Annotated in this window: 17 protein-coding genes; 10 read left to right on the top strand and 7 right to left on the bottom strand. The window is 62.5% G+C overall.

Annotation, left to right across the window (positions count from 1 at the left end):
- The first annotated feature begins 103 nt into the window (after positions 1 to 103).
- From AC4D12_RS16195 to AC4D12_RS16160, 8 genes are all read left to right on the top strand, one after another.
- Positions 104 to 832, top strand: coding sequence for a hypothetical protein (locus tag AC4D12_RS16195; RefSeq protein WP_490950983.1), 729 nt, complete (start codon positions 104 to 106; stop codon positions 830 to 832).
- Positions 829 to 1,599 (top strand): hypothetical protein, encoded by a 771-nt coding sequence (locus tag AC4D12_RS16190; protein WP_490950982.1) that lies wholly within the window; start codon positions 829 to 831, stop codon positions 1,597 to 1,599. Before AC4D12_RS16195 ends, AC4D12_RS16190 begins: the two co-directional genes overlap by 4 nt.
- A 10-nt stretch (positions 1,600 to 1,609) precedes the next feature.
- The gene (locus AC4D12_RS16185) at positions 1,610 to 1,918 is read left to right on the top strand and encodes a hypothetical protein (RefSeq protein WP_490950981.1); all 309 of its coding nucleotides are present in this window, start codon (positions 1,610 to 1,612) and stop codon (positions 1,916 to 1,918) included.
- A gap of 633 nt (positions 1,919 to 2,551) precedes the next feature.
- A complete protein-coding gene (locus AC4D12_RS16180; protein WP_146069706.1) occupies positions 2,552 to 2,779 on the top strand; it encodes a hypothetical protein in 228 nt (75 codons plus the stop codon).
- A gap of 203 nt (positions 2,780 to 2,982) precedes the next feature.
- Positions 2,983 to 4,806, top strand: a complete 1,824-nt coding sequence (locus AC4D12_RS16175) for a MarR family transcriptional regulator (protein WP_490950980.1) — start codon at positions 2,983 to 2,985, stop codon at positions 4,804 to 4,806.
- 1,390 nt (positions 4,807 to 6,196) lie between these two features.
- Entirely contained in the window at positions 6,197 to 7,024 is an 828-nt protein-coding gene (locus AC4D12_RS16170) for a ParA family protein (RefSeq protein ID WP_490950979.1), read from the top strand.
- Positions 7,021 to 7,572, top strand: coding sequence for a ParB family protein (locus AC4D12_RS16165; RefSeq protein ID WP_490950978.1), 552 nt, complete (start codon positions 7,021 to 7,023; stop codon positions 7,570 to 7,572). Before AC4D12_RS16170 ends, AC4D12_RS16165 begins: the two co-directional genes overlap by 4 nt.
- A 273-nt stretch (positions 7,573 to 7,845) precedes the next feature.
- Positions 7,846 to 8,109 (top strand): helix-turn-helix domain-containing protein, encoded by a 264-nt coding sequence (locus AC4D12_RS16160; RefSeq protein ID WP_490950977.1) that lies wholly within the window; start codon positions 7,846 to 7,848, stop codon positions 8,107 to 8,109.
- A 217-nt stretch (positions 8,110 to 8,326) separates the two neighbouring features.
- Here the strand turns inward: AC4D12_RS16160 and AC4D12_RS16155 are convergent, their stop codons facing one another.
- Positions 8,327 to 8,614 (bottom strand): hypothetical protein, encoded by a 288-nt coding sequence (locus AC4D12_RS16155; protein ID WP_490950976.1) that lies wholly within the window; start codon positions 8,612 to 8,614, stop codon positions 8,327 to 8,329.
- Between the two features lie 849 nt (positions 8,615 to 9,463).
- Between AC4D12_RS16155 and AC4D12_RS16150 the strand changes: the two genes are divergently transcribed.
- Positions 9,464 to 10,147 (top strand): helicase associated domain-containing protein, encoded by a 684-nt coding sequence (locus AC4D12_RS16150; RefSeq protein WP_490950975.1) that lies wholly within the window; start codon positions 9,464 to 9,466, stop codon positions 10,145 to 10,147.
- 127 nt (positions 10,148 to 10,274) lie between these two features.
- Here the strand turns inward: AC4D12_RS16150 and AC4D12_RS16145 are convergent, their stop codons facing one another.
- Together AC4D12_RS16145 and AC4D12_RS16140 are read right to left on the bottom strand one after the other, a co-directional pair.
- On the bottom strand, positions 10,275 to 10,562 hold the full coding sequence (locus tag AC4D12_RS16145; protein WP_490950974.1) for a hypothetical protein: 288 nt from the start codon (positions 10,560 to 10,562) through the stop codon (positions 10,275 to 10,277).
- A gap of 71 nt (positions 10,563 to 10,633) precedes the next feature.
- Positions 10,634 to 11,020: a hypothetical protein gene (locus tag AC4D12_RS16140; protein WP_490950973.1), complete on the bottom strand. Its 387-nt coding sequence runs from the start codon at positions 11,018 to 11,020 to the stop codon at positions 10,634 to 10,636.
- 146 nt (positions 11,021 to 11,166) lie between these two features.
- Here AC4D12_RS16140 and AC4D12_RS16135 point away from each other — a divergent pair, with 146 nt between their 5' ends.
- The gene (locus AC4D12_RS16135) at positions 11,167 to 11,874 is read left to right on the top strand and encodes an SOS response-associated peptidase (protein ID WP_490950972.1); all 708 of its coding nucleotides are present in this window, start codon (positions 11,167 to 11,169) and stop codon (positions 11,872 to 11,874) included.
- Here the strand turns inward: AC4D12_RS16135 and AC4D12_RS16130 are convergent.
- The 4 genes from AC4D12_RS16130 to AC4D12_RS16115 all read right to left on the bottom strand — a co-directional run bounded on the left by AC4D12_RS16130 (position 11,855) and on the right by AC4D12_RS16115 (position 14,526).
- The gene (locus AC4D12_RS16130; protein WP_490950971.1) at positions 11,855 to 12,346 is read right to left on the bottom strand and encodes a hypothetical protein; all 492 of its coding nucleotides are present in this window, start codon (positions 12,344 to 12,346) and stop codon (positions 11,855 to 11,857) included. The two genes, AC4D12_RS16135 and AC4D12_RS16130, sit on opposite strands and share 20 nt — an antisense overlap.
- Positions 12,347 to 12,550: 204 nt before the next feature.
- Complete coding sequence (locus AC4D12_RS16125; protein WP_490950970.1) at positions 12,551 to 13,024, bottom strand: hypothetical protein; 474 nt, start codon at positions 13,022 to 13,024, stop codon at positions 12,551 to 12,553.
- Positions 13,025 to 13,034: 10 nt separating this feature from the next.
- Positions 13,035 to 13,610 (bottom strand): RNA polymerase sigma factor, encoded by a 576-nt coding sequence (locus AC4D12_RS16120; protein ID WP_490950969.1) that lies wholly within the window; start codon positions 13,608 to 13,610, stop codon positions 13,035 to 13,037.
- A 91-nt stretch (positions 13,611 to 13,701) separates the two neighbouring features.
- Positions 13,702 to 14,526 carry a hypothetical protein gene (locus AC4D12_RS16115; protein ID WP_490950968.1) on the bottom strand — a complete coding sequence of 275 codons (825 nt, stop codon included), beginning with the start codon at positions 14,524 to 14,526 and terminating at the stop codon, positions 13,702 to 13,704.
- Between the last annotated feature and the right edge of the window lie 519 nt (positions 14,527 to 15,045).

Below are 15,045 nucleotides of genomic sequence, written 5' to 3'. Positions count from 1 at the left end.
AAGGACAGATGCCAATTCCTTAGTACTCATAATAGCTTAGATTTTGACATCTTTGCTGGACGCGTCTGCCATGCCCATCTAGTGCTTTCTTGGAGGAGGTGCCGTGACTGTTTCTGGTTCCGACTTCAAGCAGTGGCTTGAACGCCGCGGCATCACCACATCAGCGAGCGAGCTGGGCCGGCTTACTGGTTTGCATCGGGTCACCGTGGGCAATCAGATCCGGCGCGGCAGTGTGCCCGAGACAACGATCGTTGGTGTGGCTCGAGGTGTTGGCATCCACCCGATCGAAGCACTGGCGGACTTCAAGGAGTACGAAGACCTCGACGGCCGGCCCCGCACACCGACTGCCGCCGAAGTCCTGAGCCAGGTCCACCACGCGGACCTCATGGCGGAGCTGCAGCACCGTTTCCAGGAAGACCTGTTCCCCCGGAATGACAAGGTCAAGATCGATTTTCCCCATGACGGCTCACATCGCGCATGGATCGACGCGATCGACACCGGCGACGTCCGACATGACGTTGCCGAGAAGACAGGGACAGCGATCACCTACCTGTTCACCCAGCTCTCCGAGAACAAGCTGACCCCCATCCAGGCAGTCACCGCAGCGCGGGTCAGCGGAACGTCCCTGGTTGCTCCCCTTGTCGTCATCGGACTGGTCACAATGAAGGAGGGTGACTGGCACGACGACATCCGGGAGACCGCCCTGATGGTGATGAAGAACGAGGACCTGGTCGAACTGATCCAACAGCGACTGAATCTCCTTCAGCGCCGCCTGCGGCAGCGCAAGGAAGCACTCGAATACGCGGAGAAACTTACGGACCTGATCGGATGAACGAAAGCATCTACGTCATCTCAGTCAGCTTCATGCTGATCTTCCTCGGTGGACTGACGTTCCACCGCATGACCTCCAAGCGCACACCCGAAGGGGCTCGGGCACTGCTGCGACCCAGTGGCCGGCTGGCCCTCATGGGAGTAATGCTGACCGCCGCCTACGTCTTCTCCATGCCCGGCGTCTATCAGTTCCTGGAAGTCTTCGTGCCCATCTCCAACGGCACCGACTTCATAGCCAAATGCTGCGCCATGACCGCTGTAGGGGTCCTCGGCGTGCACCTCGCCGTCGCCTACGGCTCAGAAACGGCTACCACCTGGATCGTTGGAAAGCTCGGCCTCCTGGTGGGCGTGATCGCGGCCTCAGGGGTGCTCTTCACGCTCCTCGTGGCGAACACCCCCGAGGCGTCACCCCGCTTGGAGATGTACCAAGAGCAGCGCGCGGTGGAACTGAACGAGTGGATTGTCCTCGCCTACACCGCCTACGTACTGGCGCCCCTCCTGCTGCCGCTCTTCCGTGACAGCCGCAGGAACCCTCTGCGCTTCGGCCGACTGGCCTCGAGGTTGATCTTCGCTGGCTTCATCCTCTCAATCGGACGCGCCCTCGCCTACCCGCTGGAACTAGGCGCGGGGCCCGAAGCGTTCTACATCTTCGAGCTGGTCACGCACGTATCGACGGCCTGCGTCGTCCTCGGACTATGGGCGTTCGCCTTCGCCAGGTCACGCCAGCTGGCACGCAAGACCTTCGACACCGGCCTGTCGATCAAGTGAGGAGCGGATCGTGAGTAAGACACCACCAGAGGCAAAGCAGGCTGTAGAGCGCATTCTGACCAAGGCGAACCCGGAAAACGAGGCCGCCTACGCCGTCATCTTCCGCGCCGTGAAAATCTGCATCGAGGCCGGAATGAACCGCCGGCAGACGGCCCGCTACCTCGGTGTATCTGCCCGCCGCATCGACAAGCACGGCCAATACTTCCGCACCGCGAAGTCGGTCAAGACCATGTTCGGAGAAGCCTTCGGCTCGAGGTCGCTCGACGTCATAGCAGAAGACGCCAAGGCGAAGCTAATTCAGTGGGCGTGGAAGAGCTGAAGCGGCTCTGATTACTGTGGATTGAAGGACTGTGCCATATTGGTACGGTCCTTCAATCGTTGAGGAGTCAGATGCAGCCCACCGACAAGCAGAGGGGCATGTCGCGCGACACGCCCCCACAACTCGTCGTTCCTCGAGGTGACACGCCGACACGCCGTGTAGGAACTTTTTTTCGGGTCGGCTTGTCGGCCTTCAAGGACGTCCTACAGACGTCTAACGAAAAACGAAAGTGGGCTCCAGTAGCGTGGCGAGGAAGAAAGGGTTCAAATGGAACCATTGTATCTCGCGGGCAGTTCGGGTCATCTATGGCTCTATCTGTGCGTGAAAAGACCCGGAAACAATGGGGACATTAGGTGCATTCTCCCCAGTAGGACGGCAGGCGTGGCGCATACGCCAGCTCACGCGGTGCTTCAGACCACCCTCCGATCAGCTCATGCGCACATCGTTTTACAAAACGATGTGCCAGCTTCCCGGCAATCGATCCCCTGCGCTGGTAATTTTTCACTAGCCGCACCTGGTCGACCGCGCGATGAGCTCGGAGCCTAGGAGCAGCTAAAGACAGATTGATCCTCGTGCTACCGAGTCGGCCCTGGTTGGCAGTCGGAGCGCACATGAGCAAAGGACCGATTGGGAATGGCTGAATCTACTCCACGTAAGATCGGTCGCCGGTTCAAGGGCGACCGTCGATTCGTCGGTGGAAAGATCCCTGCCCGCATGGCGGACCAAGTGCATCAGGCCGCCGAGCTCGAAGGACTCACAATCACGGAGATGATCGAGTCCGCCCTTGCCATGCGCCTGCAGCACGTTGATCTCACGAAGAGGGATAACCAGGAGGTCCTGCCAATCAACATGGCCTCTTAAGCATAAGAAGGCCCGCACAAGGCGGGCCTTCCAATGACAGATGTCGCTCATCACCCGATTGCTTGCCGGCGAGGGTGAAGAGCCGTTACAGGGTCCTTACGGATCCTGCCTTTTGAACAAACCCCAGTGAAGGGTCCCTTCGCTATTCCCTTGAGAGGAACAGGTTCATCGTACAACAGCGCCGTGCTGCGCTGCCAGAAATTGTGCACCCCGGCGTGCCGCGTGTCGCGGCGGTTACCGATGACCCTGCCGTGGTGTGGGCAGCCCTTGCACCCCTCCTGGCAGGCCAGCCACGCGTCCGCATTTCGCAGGATGCGGGCAAGAGCTACCCCCAGCGTTTCGAGCGCGAGCTGACCGACGGACTACCGTCGAAGCCGGCTGCAGTTCGCATCATCGGCAAGGACGGCACCTGCCGAGCCATCTTCCTCGACTTCGACTCCTCTGTGGACGGTACCGACAGGGTCGACGCGGACGTCTACCTCGTCACGGCCTGGCTCCACAATATGGGCGCCCGATGGATCGCCGACTACTCCCCCAACGGCGGCCGCCACATCTACATCCCCCTCGCCGAGCGCGTGCCCTTCCATGAGGCCCGCGAGCTCGTCGAAGCTCTCGGCACCCGCCACCGCAGCCTGGACAAGTCCCCGCACCAGAACCTCCACCACGGCTGCATGCGCACGCCCGGCAGCGTCCATAAGCGCGGCGGACACCAGATGCTCGACATGAGCCTGACCATGGCCTATGACATTGCCCGCAGGCCGAACGCGAAGACCGTGTGGGCCCGGCTCGTCGCAGATCTTGCGCCCGAGATCGCCGCGGTGCGCGCGCTCCGCCTCGAACAGGAGTACGAGCCTTCGACGAGCGTGGACAATCAGGACGCGGTCACACCAGTTCGCGGCATGTCCCGTACGACGCTGGCGATCGCCACCCACGGGATCTTCGACACCACTCGTTACGACTCCCCCTCCGAAGCTCGTCAGGCTGTCCTGGTGGCAGCTGCAGCAGCAGGTCTTGGGCTCCTGGACGTCGAGCGACGGATGAAGCAGGGCATCTGGCCTGGGCTCGCACAGTTCTTCGCTCGCTACCGGAGCCCGCACAGATTCAAGGCACTCGAGCGGGACTGGCGGAAAGCGAAGACCTTTCTCGCCACTCAAGCCACCGGGAAGAACAATGCCCGTATTTCCCCCACAAGCCCGCCTAATACACAGGGGGCAGGGGGTACTGCCTCCTTTGCACGTGGTTCCGATTTCGAGCACCGCTTCATTCGAACCTGGCGTAACGCTCTTGCTCTGGCTGAGGTCCGGTACAGGGACAGTAGAGACGGCATGGCCAAGAGGATGCTCCTGAGGGCACTCGGAGCAGCAGCACATATGACCGGCAGCAGATACATCGAGTTCGGCACGCGGTCCCTGGCAATCGCCTCCGGAATCGACCACACCACTGTCGCAGCCCACCTCAGGGCCCTCCGGAGCGAAGGCGACCCGTTGGTCACGCTGATCGAGTCAGGACGCGGGACCCACGGAGATCTGTACATGCTCACGGTTCCGCAGCCCCTGCAGGAGGCGGCGTCCGAGGTCTCCTGGCGAAAGGGCAAGATCCACGCTCTCAGGCCGGCCTTCCGGGAGCTCGGGATCCCAGCAGCGCTGCTGTACGAGGCACTTGAGCAGTCCACCACTCCCCTATCGACTACGGAGCTGCTCGATGCCACTGGGCTTAGCCGTACGGCGGCGTCCACGGCCCTCGAGGTGCTGGCAGCTTGGAACCTCATCGTCCGCTCCACCACCCGGTCCTGGGCCCTCGTACCGGGCACCAGCCTGGCCCTGCTCGCCGAGTACTTCGGCATCCCTGACGCCGTCGAACGCCAGCTCACCCGCTACAGGGCAGAACGCGCCGTCTGGAGGGCTTGGCTCGCCGGCAACACGGTCAGCGCGCAGCAACAGCTCCTCTCCCCCGGTGAGGACTACCCATGGCATCTCTTCGAACCCCTCGACGATGAGATGACGCTTGCGTCCTTTGCCTTCAAATAGGAGGCTCCTCGGTAGAAATGGAACCTTTTCATCCTGTAGATACATTTCTTCCGTCGCGCTCCCCCGCCGAGCGTCAGGGCGCCAATCAGGGTCGGCATCCCTAATGGATCCATTTCGCTCAATGGCCCCTTTTCTCCCCACCACCAGCAGAGCCCCCCGGCGCCGTGGTCTAGCTGACGAAACGGTCGATCGGGAAGAAATGGAACTGTTCCTCCCCTGGCCCCTTTTCTTCTCGCACCCGCAGCTGCGGCCCGTTAGGACAGGACGGTCTGCCTCGCTGCGACCGAACTCCACCGTCGTCGCCATGACCCCGGGAAAGACCGACTGGATCCCGCTTTGCGTCGAAGCCACTCCCCTCGTTCGACGTCGTCCTGGCGCCCAGCCGGTCCTCCTCCAGCAGGGTGGCAGAAATGTGTCTAATAGATACTTTTCTACCAGTGGGGAATTGGTTCCAATTACGATGAGCATCCTGAGGCGTAATGGGTACATTTCGGTCAAAACGTCAGGGCAGAAAAGTACCCATAGTGGAACGAGTCAAGGATGGACCGTGAGCGCACGAAGTGTGCTGGCGGCCAAGAGCCCCGAGCGTAGGAAGAAAAGGTGCCATTTCTGCCTGAGTGCCCGTTGGATGGCAACTCGCCTCCAGCTGCTACTACCGTTTCGAGCCCGCGCGGGAAGAAATGGTGTCATTTCTGCCCTCAAGGCCGTGGCTGGTCGAATCATGGGCCACGGACAAAATTGAACCTTTGTCTCCAATACGACAGTCCGTCGTCGCTATGCCGTGGACAGGAAGGAGGGGTTGCGCATGGAGGGCGGCCAGCCCAGGGCACTGCTGCGCCCGACGGACCTGCTCCTGTCGACCGCGTACTAATGGTTCCATTTCTGCAGTTCGTCTCTCGGTTTCGGGGGAAAAATTGACCCGTTCTGGGCGATGCGGGCTGATGCCTTCCGCTGAACCAGGGGGAATTCAGGGCGGCTGTTGCGGTCGCCGAGGTAGCACGGAATGTTTCCATTTCTGCCGGCATCGGAGCTTACTCCTGACATCGGCGCGTGGGGGATGATGATCCGATTTCTCCAAGCGCGACAGGGCGACCTCTCCGGCAGAATCGGCACCGTTTCTTCCCGCGATCCTCGCTGGCGTGCGGGAAGAACGGAACCATTTCCCCTATAAGTTAATGGTTCAATTTGCTCCAATGGCCAGATTGGGGTAAACGAAGTCAATGATCCTAATGGTTCCGTTTCTTCCTCGGCGTGGCCTACTGTCGACGGGTCCACTGCGCCGCTACTCTGATCGAAAGAGCTTCGGCCACGCCGGCACCGAGGATTCCCAAGGCCCCCCTTTCGGGCCCCTTCCGGCGTGGCTTCCATTGCAGTCAACGGAAGGTACGCCATGACGGCGAGAATCATTGCGGTCTGTAACCAGAAGGGCGGCGTCGGCAAGACGACCCTGGTCACCGGCCTTGCGGAGGCGTTCTCCGACAAGCTTGGCAAGCGCGTGCTGGTCATTGATGCGGATCCGCAGCGCAACACCACCTCGGCGCTCGGCATCACCAACCCAGAGTTCACACTCAACGACGTGTTGTACGGCGACCCGGACAACAACCAAAAGATCACACCCGGTGCGGCCGAAGACGCGATTGTTCCCGCCGGCCCGGCCTGGCTGCCCAAGGATCAGGCGGGGGAGGGGAGTCCGACCATCGACGTCATCCCATCGGAGCGGAATCTCGCGTCACGGGAGCGGGACGCGATGATGGCGCGCGAGCATCGTCTGCGAATCTCCCTGAAGGGTGTGGCCGACGGCTACGACGTCGTCCTCATCGACTGCCCGCCGTCGCTTGGCCTGCTGACCGTCAACGCACTCACGGCGGCGACCCACGCCCTGCTCGTCACCGAGCCCCGGGTGTCCTCCGTAGAGGGCCTGGCCGAGATCGTCACGACCATCGCCGAGGTGCAGGAGAACCTCAACGAGGACATCGACCTGGTCGGCGTCGTGATCAACAAGGAGCGGAGGGGCCGCATGGACCAGACGCACTGGATCAATAAGGTCCGCGAGGACTTCGGCGAGCTCGTGCTTGATCCGCTGCTGCCCGATCGCGAGCTGTTCGCGAAGGCACAGGCCGCCTGTGTTCCGCTGAGGTCCTTCGGTTCTGTGGCCAACGTCCTCGTGGCCGACCTCGAGCAGCTCGCTCACCAGATATGGAAGGGGAGCGGCGAATGAGCACCGCTCCCGCGGAGGGCAGGGGAGGGGCTGGTAACCCGCTGGCTCAGCTCAAGAGCAAGAAGGGGCTGAGGAAGGCGCCCGAGACCAGTGTGGTCAAGGACATGGGCGCCGATGTGTCCGCAGCGGAGGACGCACCAGAGGTCCCCGTGGCCTCCGCCGCTGCGCCCGTACTGGAAGAGGTGCCACCGCTCCCGGCCGAGCCTGTCGAGGCAGTGCTCGCACCCGCCGTAGTGGCGGCTGCACAGCCCGTGCCGGTGGCTCAAGAGCCGGCGGTGCCGGTTGAGGTCGCAACGCCCGCACAGCGCGCGTCAGAGGCTGCCACGGTCGAGAAGAAAAAGATGGGCTTCTGGGTCTCCGAGGACATCGTGGACAGGATCAGGAATGCCTACGGGCCCACCAGCCGACTCGAGGGCCACCGATCCCTGTCAGACCTTGCAGCACGTGCCCTGGAGACAGAGGCTGCACGTCTGGAGGAGAAGTACAACGATGGCCAACCGTTCCCACCCGACGAGATTGGTATCCCGCGCGGACGACCGCTGCGGTAGGAGTCCATTACAGAGCAGCAAGGTCAGCAGGGACAGCAGCCGGCCGACGATCCTTGGGGGGCGCCGGCCAGCGGGAACACGACCGGCGGATGGGGTGACGGCCCCGAAACCGAACCCCCATTTAGACAGACACTGGGGTGACGGGCAACCGACAGTCACCCCTCGCCTCGTGCACAACCCCGGAAGAAGGACCCGCACAGGAACCAGTACCTACATCGACGTTCACCAGCTGACCTGCACCATCAACGAATCCGTCACCGAGAGGATCAAAGCGTGACCGACGAGTCGACGGAGGAAAGGCCAGCGCAGCGGATGCGGTTCCTGACCCTGCAGCAGGTGTGCGAGGAGCTGAACGTACAGCGGACCACGGCAATGGGGCTCATCAAGGCCGGTGAACTGGCTGCCATCCAGGTCGGCGGCCCCGGGCAGTGGCGGATCGAACGGGCCAAGCTCGAGGAGTACATTGCCTTAGCGTACGAGCGGTTACGGGTAGATATCGCCCGTGGTGGCATCGAACCGGATGCGGGACTTCAGTAGCCGATGGATGGGTATGTGATCGCGTACTTCGTGCAGTTGAGCGCTGGTGTCGCATTGCTCGTGAGTGGCGCGATCTGGGCAATGAAACATCCGAGACAGAAGGGTGAGCCACTTGTCGGTCTCCGTCGCCGCTGGATGGCCATAATGCTGCTCGGGGCGCTCCTGGTCATCGCGGGTGTCTTCGGATTTCTCCGGTCGTAAGTGACGCGAACTGTCGCTAGTCCTCCGGCTGATCCTTCAGCGCCGGTGTGACGGCGCTGAGCCACACCCAGCCCTCGCGGTGGATCTTGATGAGGGGTTCGATGAACCGGATCTTCACCGCGGTCCTCGTGTAGGAGGCGGCGTGGGCCTGCCCCCTGATGGCTTTGGAGGGGTAGCGGATCCACGCATACACGCGCCGCGGTTCCGGGAAGTCCTTCGGTTGGCTGTTCTCGAAATCGAGTTCGGCCGCGGTGAGCATGATGAGCTCTTCGCGCATGACGAACTCCTCGATCCGGTCGTCCATCAGCTTGGCGTAGTGCGCCTTGTACCTGCGGTTCTCGCCGATTGTCCTGCCGCCCGTCGCTGCTCGTGTGTCGGTTGCCGGTCGAAGGCACGATGGGCTCGGACGGATGGGGGCCTGGCAGTCGCTAGTAGTCGGTGGTGCCGGCAACGCGACGCAGCCGCCAGCCTTCCCATCGCGGATCAGCGCTCATGTCGAACTCCAGGACCGGGGACGAAGGACCGGTCTGCGCTTGGAACCGCCAGAACCGGGTTGTGAGGGTGCTGCCTTGACCGCCGAGAGGACTCACCAGGGGAGGCGTGGTGGGTTCCCACCAGCTGCTCGAGCTGGACCACGCCAAAGGCTCTCCGATGACCTGCCAGATACTCCCTCGCCACCTCAGCGCCAGCGGTGTCCCCGAGGGCAGAAACCGGGCGTCAGCTACCTCTTCGAGCACATGCCACGCCACGTCCGGCATCCGTCCTCGCACTACATGGTCAGGGGCCTCCTGTGGCTGAGGTTTGCGCTCGGTGGTGTCGGTTGGCTGTGCCGTCATCGTCTGTCTCTCCCTGATCTGCTGCCATAGTGCAGGGTTAAAAATAGAACACACGTTCGATAGTTTTGGGAAGTTGCAACGAGGGGAAGCCAGAACCAACGTGCCCCCGAGGCTGTGCACGGCCGTCGCTCGCTCGAGGTGAGATACCCGTGTCGGTGACGTGGTGGGTGTGTGCAGGCGGTCAGCCTGGTCCCTGCTGTGCACGTGTGCGCGGGCCAAGCAGCGAAGCGGAGAGGGCTTGGGTGGTGCCCAGGTGTGCAGGAGGCGCCTCCGTCCCCCGCAGCGGATTGACGAGGTTGTGCGGTTAGGTTGTGAGCGTGAGGTTCGATGAGCTGATCCTTCCCGAGGACGCGTATCCGCCGGCTTCGCGGGAGAGCAAGCCCGAGTGGCTGCTCATGTACTCGCGCGGCGTCCCTGTCGCGGCGATCGCGCTGTGGTGCAGGGTCGAGGTTCGCCGGGTGGTTCGAGCCGTCGACAAGCAGATCCGCGTGGATCCTGCATGGTTTGCGCGGTGCTGGCTGATCCACGACCAGCCGGCGGCCGGCACTGCCGCGCATCGCCGGTACGCGAAGAACCTGGAGCAGACGTGGTGGGAGCACTACGCGGAGCTCGCAGAGTACATGTGTGCCCGCGGTGGGGAGCTTCCGCGGCAGAACGACGGCGAGGAAGGCCAGAGGCTGTACCGGTGGATCGAGGGCCAACGCCGGCGCCGTAACGCCGGCACCCTCAGCCCGGTGAGGAACGACGCGATGAACGAGCTGGGGGAGTGGCTCGGCGCCCAACGAGGCACCCACGACGCCTGGTGGGACCAGCGCCTCGAGGAGCTACGGCAGTTCCACGCCGAGAACGGACGACTGCCGTACACCGACAGGGAGCGTCACCCCGACGAGGGGTACCTGTCCACGTGGCTCGTGAACCAACGCTTCCTTTACCGACGAGGCCGGCTACGCCAGGGTCGGCGGAAGCGACTCGACCAGAACCTCCCCGGCAGGTTCGAGTGATCAGCGGCGAGCTGTAGTAGTTCATCGATCTTCGCTGGCGCTGCACCCGAGGAAACCCGCGTCATCGCGCAAAGCGGAACGCTGGCGGTCCCTGACTGGCAGTACGGTCAGTACGGGCAGGACGTCGTCAGGGTTCGGTGGGGTCGGCTGGCACTGGCGTGACGGCGCTGAGCCACACCCAGCCCTCGCGGTGAATCTTGATCATCGGTTCGAGGAACCGGATCTTGATCGCGGTCCGGGTGTAGGCGGTGGCGTGGGCTTGGACCCGTATCGCCTTCGAGGGGTATCGGATCCACGCGTACACCCGCCGCGGCCCCGGAAAGTCGACGGGCTGGCAGTTCTCGACGTCGAGCTCGGCTGCGGTGAGCATGATCAGCTCCTCGCGCATGACGAACTCCTCGATCCGGTCGTCCATCAGCCTGGCGTAGTGCCTGCCGTACCTTTTAGACCCACCCATGAGCCGGCCACGTCCCGCCTACCGTCGGCCTAGAGCGCGTCGACGCCGGCGACGCGGCGCAGCCGCCAGTCCTGCCACCGCGGATCGGCGCTCATATCGAACTCGAGCACCGGCGACGCCGGTCCGGTCTGCACCTGGAACCGCCAGAACCTCGTCGTCAGGACTCGCCCCTGCCCGCGCGGGCCGTCAGGAGGGGTGGTGGCTGGTTCCCACCAGCTGCTCGAGCTGGACCACGAGACCGGTTCGCCGATGACCTGCCACAGGCTGCCCCGCCACCGCAGCGCCAACGGCAACCCCGACGGCAGGAACCGGACGTCCGCGACCTCATCAAGCACATGCCAGGCAGGCACTCCGGGCCCTTGCGCGCTCGAGTAGGCCGTCTCGGTGTGTGGTTTGTCGACTGGTTGCGCTGTCATCGTCTGTACCGTCCTCATCCTCTGCCGTCCCTCGTGCAGGCTTAAAAATAGAACACAGGTTCGATTATTTGGGAAGCCAGCTGCGACCTGGCGCGGCAGGGAAGGGCGTGCTCGGAGTGTCAGCTCGAGCGGGCACAATGGCGGTCATGTGTGGACGCTTCGTCATAGCCGGGAACAAGGCCGCCATCCGGGACGCGTTCAGCGTCGATGAGACCTTTCAGGACGACCTGGAGCCGTCGTGGAACGTCGCGCCGATGCAGGGGATCCCGTACGTGTCCGAGCAGCTACGTGAGGGGGAGCTGGTGCGTCGCCTCGAGGTCGCCCGCTGGGGGCTCGTCCCCGTGTGGTCCAAGGAATCGAAGGCCGGCGCCAGGATGATCAACGCCCGTAGCGAGACGGTCACGGAGAAGCCATCGTTCCGCACGGCGGCCGCCAAACGCCGCGCCCTCATCCCCGCGAACGGCTACTACGAGTGGCAGAAGAACGACGACGGGACGAAGACCCCGCACTACCTCCACGGCGAGGACGAGGACCAGCTGCTGGGCTTCGCCGGCCTGTACGAGTTCTGGCCCGACCCAACCAAGGCCGAGGACGCAGACGACAAGTGGCTGGTCACAGCGACAATCCTCACCCGGACCGCGCACGACGCGCTCGGGCACATCCACGACCGGACACCGGTCAGCATCCCCAACGACCTCCAGGATCAGTGGCTGAACCCGACCATGACCGAGCGGGACCAGGTACAGCACTTCATCGACACCATCCCCGAACCCAACCTCATCCCACGCATCGTCGGCAAAGAGGTGGGATCAGTTCGCAACGACGGGCCGCAACTCATTCAGCCTGTCGCCTGATCCCAATGGTGATCCGAGCCAGGTCAAAGACCTCCCAACCAACCCTATGAAGGCGTTCTCCGATCGCATCCAGCTCCGCATCGGTTCGTATCTCTGAGTAGAACTGCCGACGCCGGTAGCTGTTGAAGGACGCTGCGTCCGTTGCGAATGCACTACCCACTTGAGCATGAAGGACTTCGTTGCGTTCTTTGAGAGCCGATCTTGCGTTACGCATGGTTGCTGAGACGCGTTGCTGCTCATGAGCAGAAATGCCAGTGACTTCATCGAACAGCTTGGTAACGAGGTCGATCGTTCGACTCGCAGCCATACCCTCGGTGACCGCTTGCCCCATACGCATATCACCCAGCACTTCTCCGACCAGGTCAGCAAGATTTTGCTCAAGGTATGCAGCCCAGACCGCAATACGCCCCATCGCCGCTTCGCCATCGACGGTGAGCGAGGTCATGCGGTGGGTGCCAAGGTCGTCTTCCATGACTTGTACTTTTTCATGTGCTGAGGCTTTAGGGGGCCGAGTGTCCGTACGCGGAATGCTGACGGCTTCGTGTTGCGCAAGGTACGCCCTGCGGGCGGCGGTACGGAAGTCCCCGTTCGTTGGACTTCCGCACCGCCAGCTGGAGGGGCGTTTCAGTAACGCCGGTCTGCTGGAGCTTGGTTGCGAGCGTAATGTCCCCGACGCTCAGTTGTTGAGGCGAACTCGCGGCTCGGTAGGGTCACAGGGGTACCACGCCGGTCCGCACGGCCCGTCGATGGGTTCTCCCACTATTTCGGCGATGCTTGCCCGGCAGGCTTGAGCGTCATCGCCCTGGGCGTAACTGTCTTCGCTGCGGACTTGGAAGTGCACGGTAGGGAAGTCGTTCGGTATGTCGGTGCCGCTGCCCGGCTGGGGTTCCCAGCCGTGAGCGGTCATGCAGTCCGCGAACTGTTCGACGTACAGCGGGTTGGTCATGTACTCAACTTCGGCGTAGTAGCCGAGGCCGTCGCCAATGGCCACGGAAGCGCCTCCTACGGACAGGGCCGCTAGAACCGCAGCTGAGATGGACGCTCGTTTGGACGTTCGCCGGCGGGCGACCTTGCGCATCAGCGAGGCCCGAACGGGTGCGAGCTCTTCGGCGATGTGCCGGTTGGTGGGTGGTTCGTAGGTGATAGGCACGGTCTTCTCCTTAAGCGGTGGGGTCGGTTGTGGTGCTGGCACGCAGTCTGCGGCGAGCTCGCTCGATGCGTTTGCGGGCAGCTGGCTGGCTGATGCCCAAAGAAGTGGCGGCTTCGTCGTAGCTGCGACCCTCGACGAGGCAGAGTTCGCACAACTTCCGGTCGACCTCGGGTAGCGCTGCGATTTCCTCGAGGATCCACGCCAGTTCTTCCACGGCTCGGTCGTGGTCTGCGCGACGGTGCCAGGCTGAGGAGCCGGGGGAGGGGTCGGTGAGCTCGTCAGCGTCGGTGCGGCGACGAGTCCTGTTGAGGTTGTAGGCGGTGTTCCGGCAGCACAGCAGGAGCCAGGGAAGGACGGATTGCTCAGCCATGCGGACGTTTATGCGGCGGCGCCATAGGAGCAAGAATGTCTCCTGCACGATGTCGGGTACCTCGTTACGGGAGTCAGCTAACCCCCAGGCGTAGCGGTATACCGTCGTCGAGTATTTATCGAACAGGGCGGAGAAGGCTTTATCATCTCCGCGGACCAGTCCGCTGACTAGGTCCTCGTCGGTGGTTACCAACGTCTTCGTGTCGCGTGTGTTCACTTCACACCTCCACCCAGTAAGTGTCGCGGAGGGGGGTTCTGTGACAGGAGGCTCGCAATCACTTTCGGTGAGACTGCGTTGCAGCGTCGACTCAGGGGAAGCTGCGAGCTGCGTGCGGTTCGAGGGGGGAGAGCTTTGTGGGCAGCTGGTACCGCTCATGGAAACGCACGACGGCTTCTGTGTAGAGCCAACTCAGATCGTGGAGTGCCCGGCCTAGGTCACCGGTGGTGTACCCATCACCGCTAGGAGAAGCTCTAGCGAGCTTTTCAACGTGCCAAATGTTGACGTGACTCACGGAACTGTATTGCCACCACAGACGTAAGACTCGGTGACGGAAGTCCCTGATGTCCGTCTGTGGACAAGCTGCGTCATCGCACGAGCAGTTCCCGTAAGCGACAAGATCATCGAGCACGTCCCTGATGATCTTCGATTCTTGGATGACCTGTGGCCGAGACTGCTGTGAATCATCGTTCGGTGCTTCAAGGCCGAGGAGCTTCAGTTCCCGCGATGCTGCGTACTCCAGGGAGGACCTATCCGCGTGATACAGGTGCCCAAAGCGAGCTTCGCGTGACTTCCGCTTGTTTGGTTGGAGGATGAAAAGCGCTTTCACCGTGGCCAACAGCGCGGAGCGAAGCAAGTTTTCGACGGGGATCGCCCCGTAAGGCTCCTTGAGTAGAAACACCGCTGCTTGATAGCACTTTGTGGCCGATTTCAAGCTTCGGGTCACTGAGAAGTAGTACAGATTGGCGCCAGCTTCGTTGAGCACTTCACCGACGTTTGTGCCGAACTCCGATGTCGCCCAGCGCGGGTCATCCTCGCCGTTGCTCAACTGGGTGTACCCCCACTCCAGGCGGGACATCGCAAGAACAAACCACATTAGAGCCGGGTCTAACTCACTCGCGGTGGGCGCATCCATGTAGCAACCGTAGAACCTAGAAGGAAGTACGCAGTAGAGGGCGGACCTTACTGATTCGCAGACTATGGCGTTGGGGTACACCCTGCGCGACGCCGCTCGCGTAGGGGATCCTGCTTCGGGACACCAGATTATGCAGCGTTGTATTGACCGGATAAGACCACCGATAGGTGAGGACTGCCGCGTAGGACTGGGGTTCACCTACAGGTGTGTTGGTATGCTCCGGGTGTGGTTATGCCCTTCTTCATCTGACGGCCTGCGTCTCGCCCGCGCAGCTTTGCTCACTTAGCCGACCCGGGCGGAGTCGCTTTCGTGCCCTGGCTCATTCTGGAGCCGCCGTCAGATCCGACATCCCATCCTTACCGGGGTGTTTCTCGCAGAGACCACACGATCCCTATGACTCTTTTCCTTGCGCTTCTTCGCGCACTCGAACCACTCCGATTTGACCCGCAAGTCCGTTCAGTCGGAACAGTGGACGCGCGGGTCTCAACAGTCTTGAATCACCTCCCCCCTACCCACCTG

This window comes from Arthrobacter sp. TJ-266, from assembly GCF_058269115.1.
This window is presented reverse-complemented; position numbering and strand designations above follow the sequence as displayed.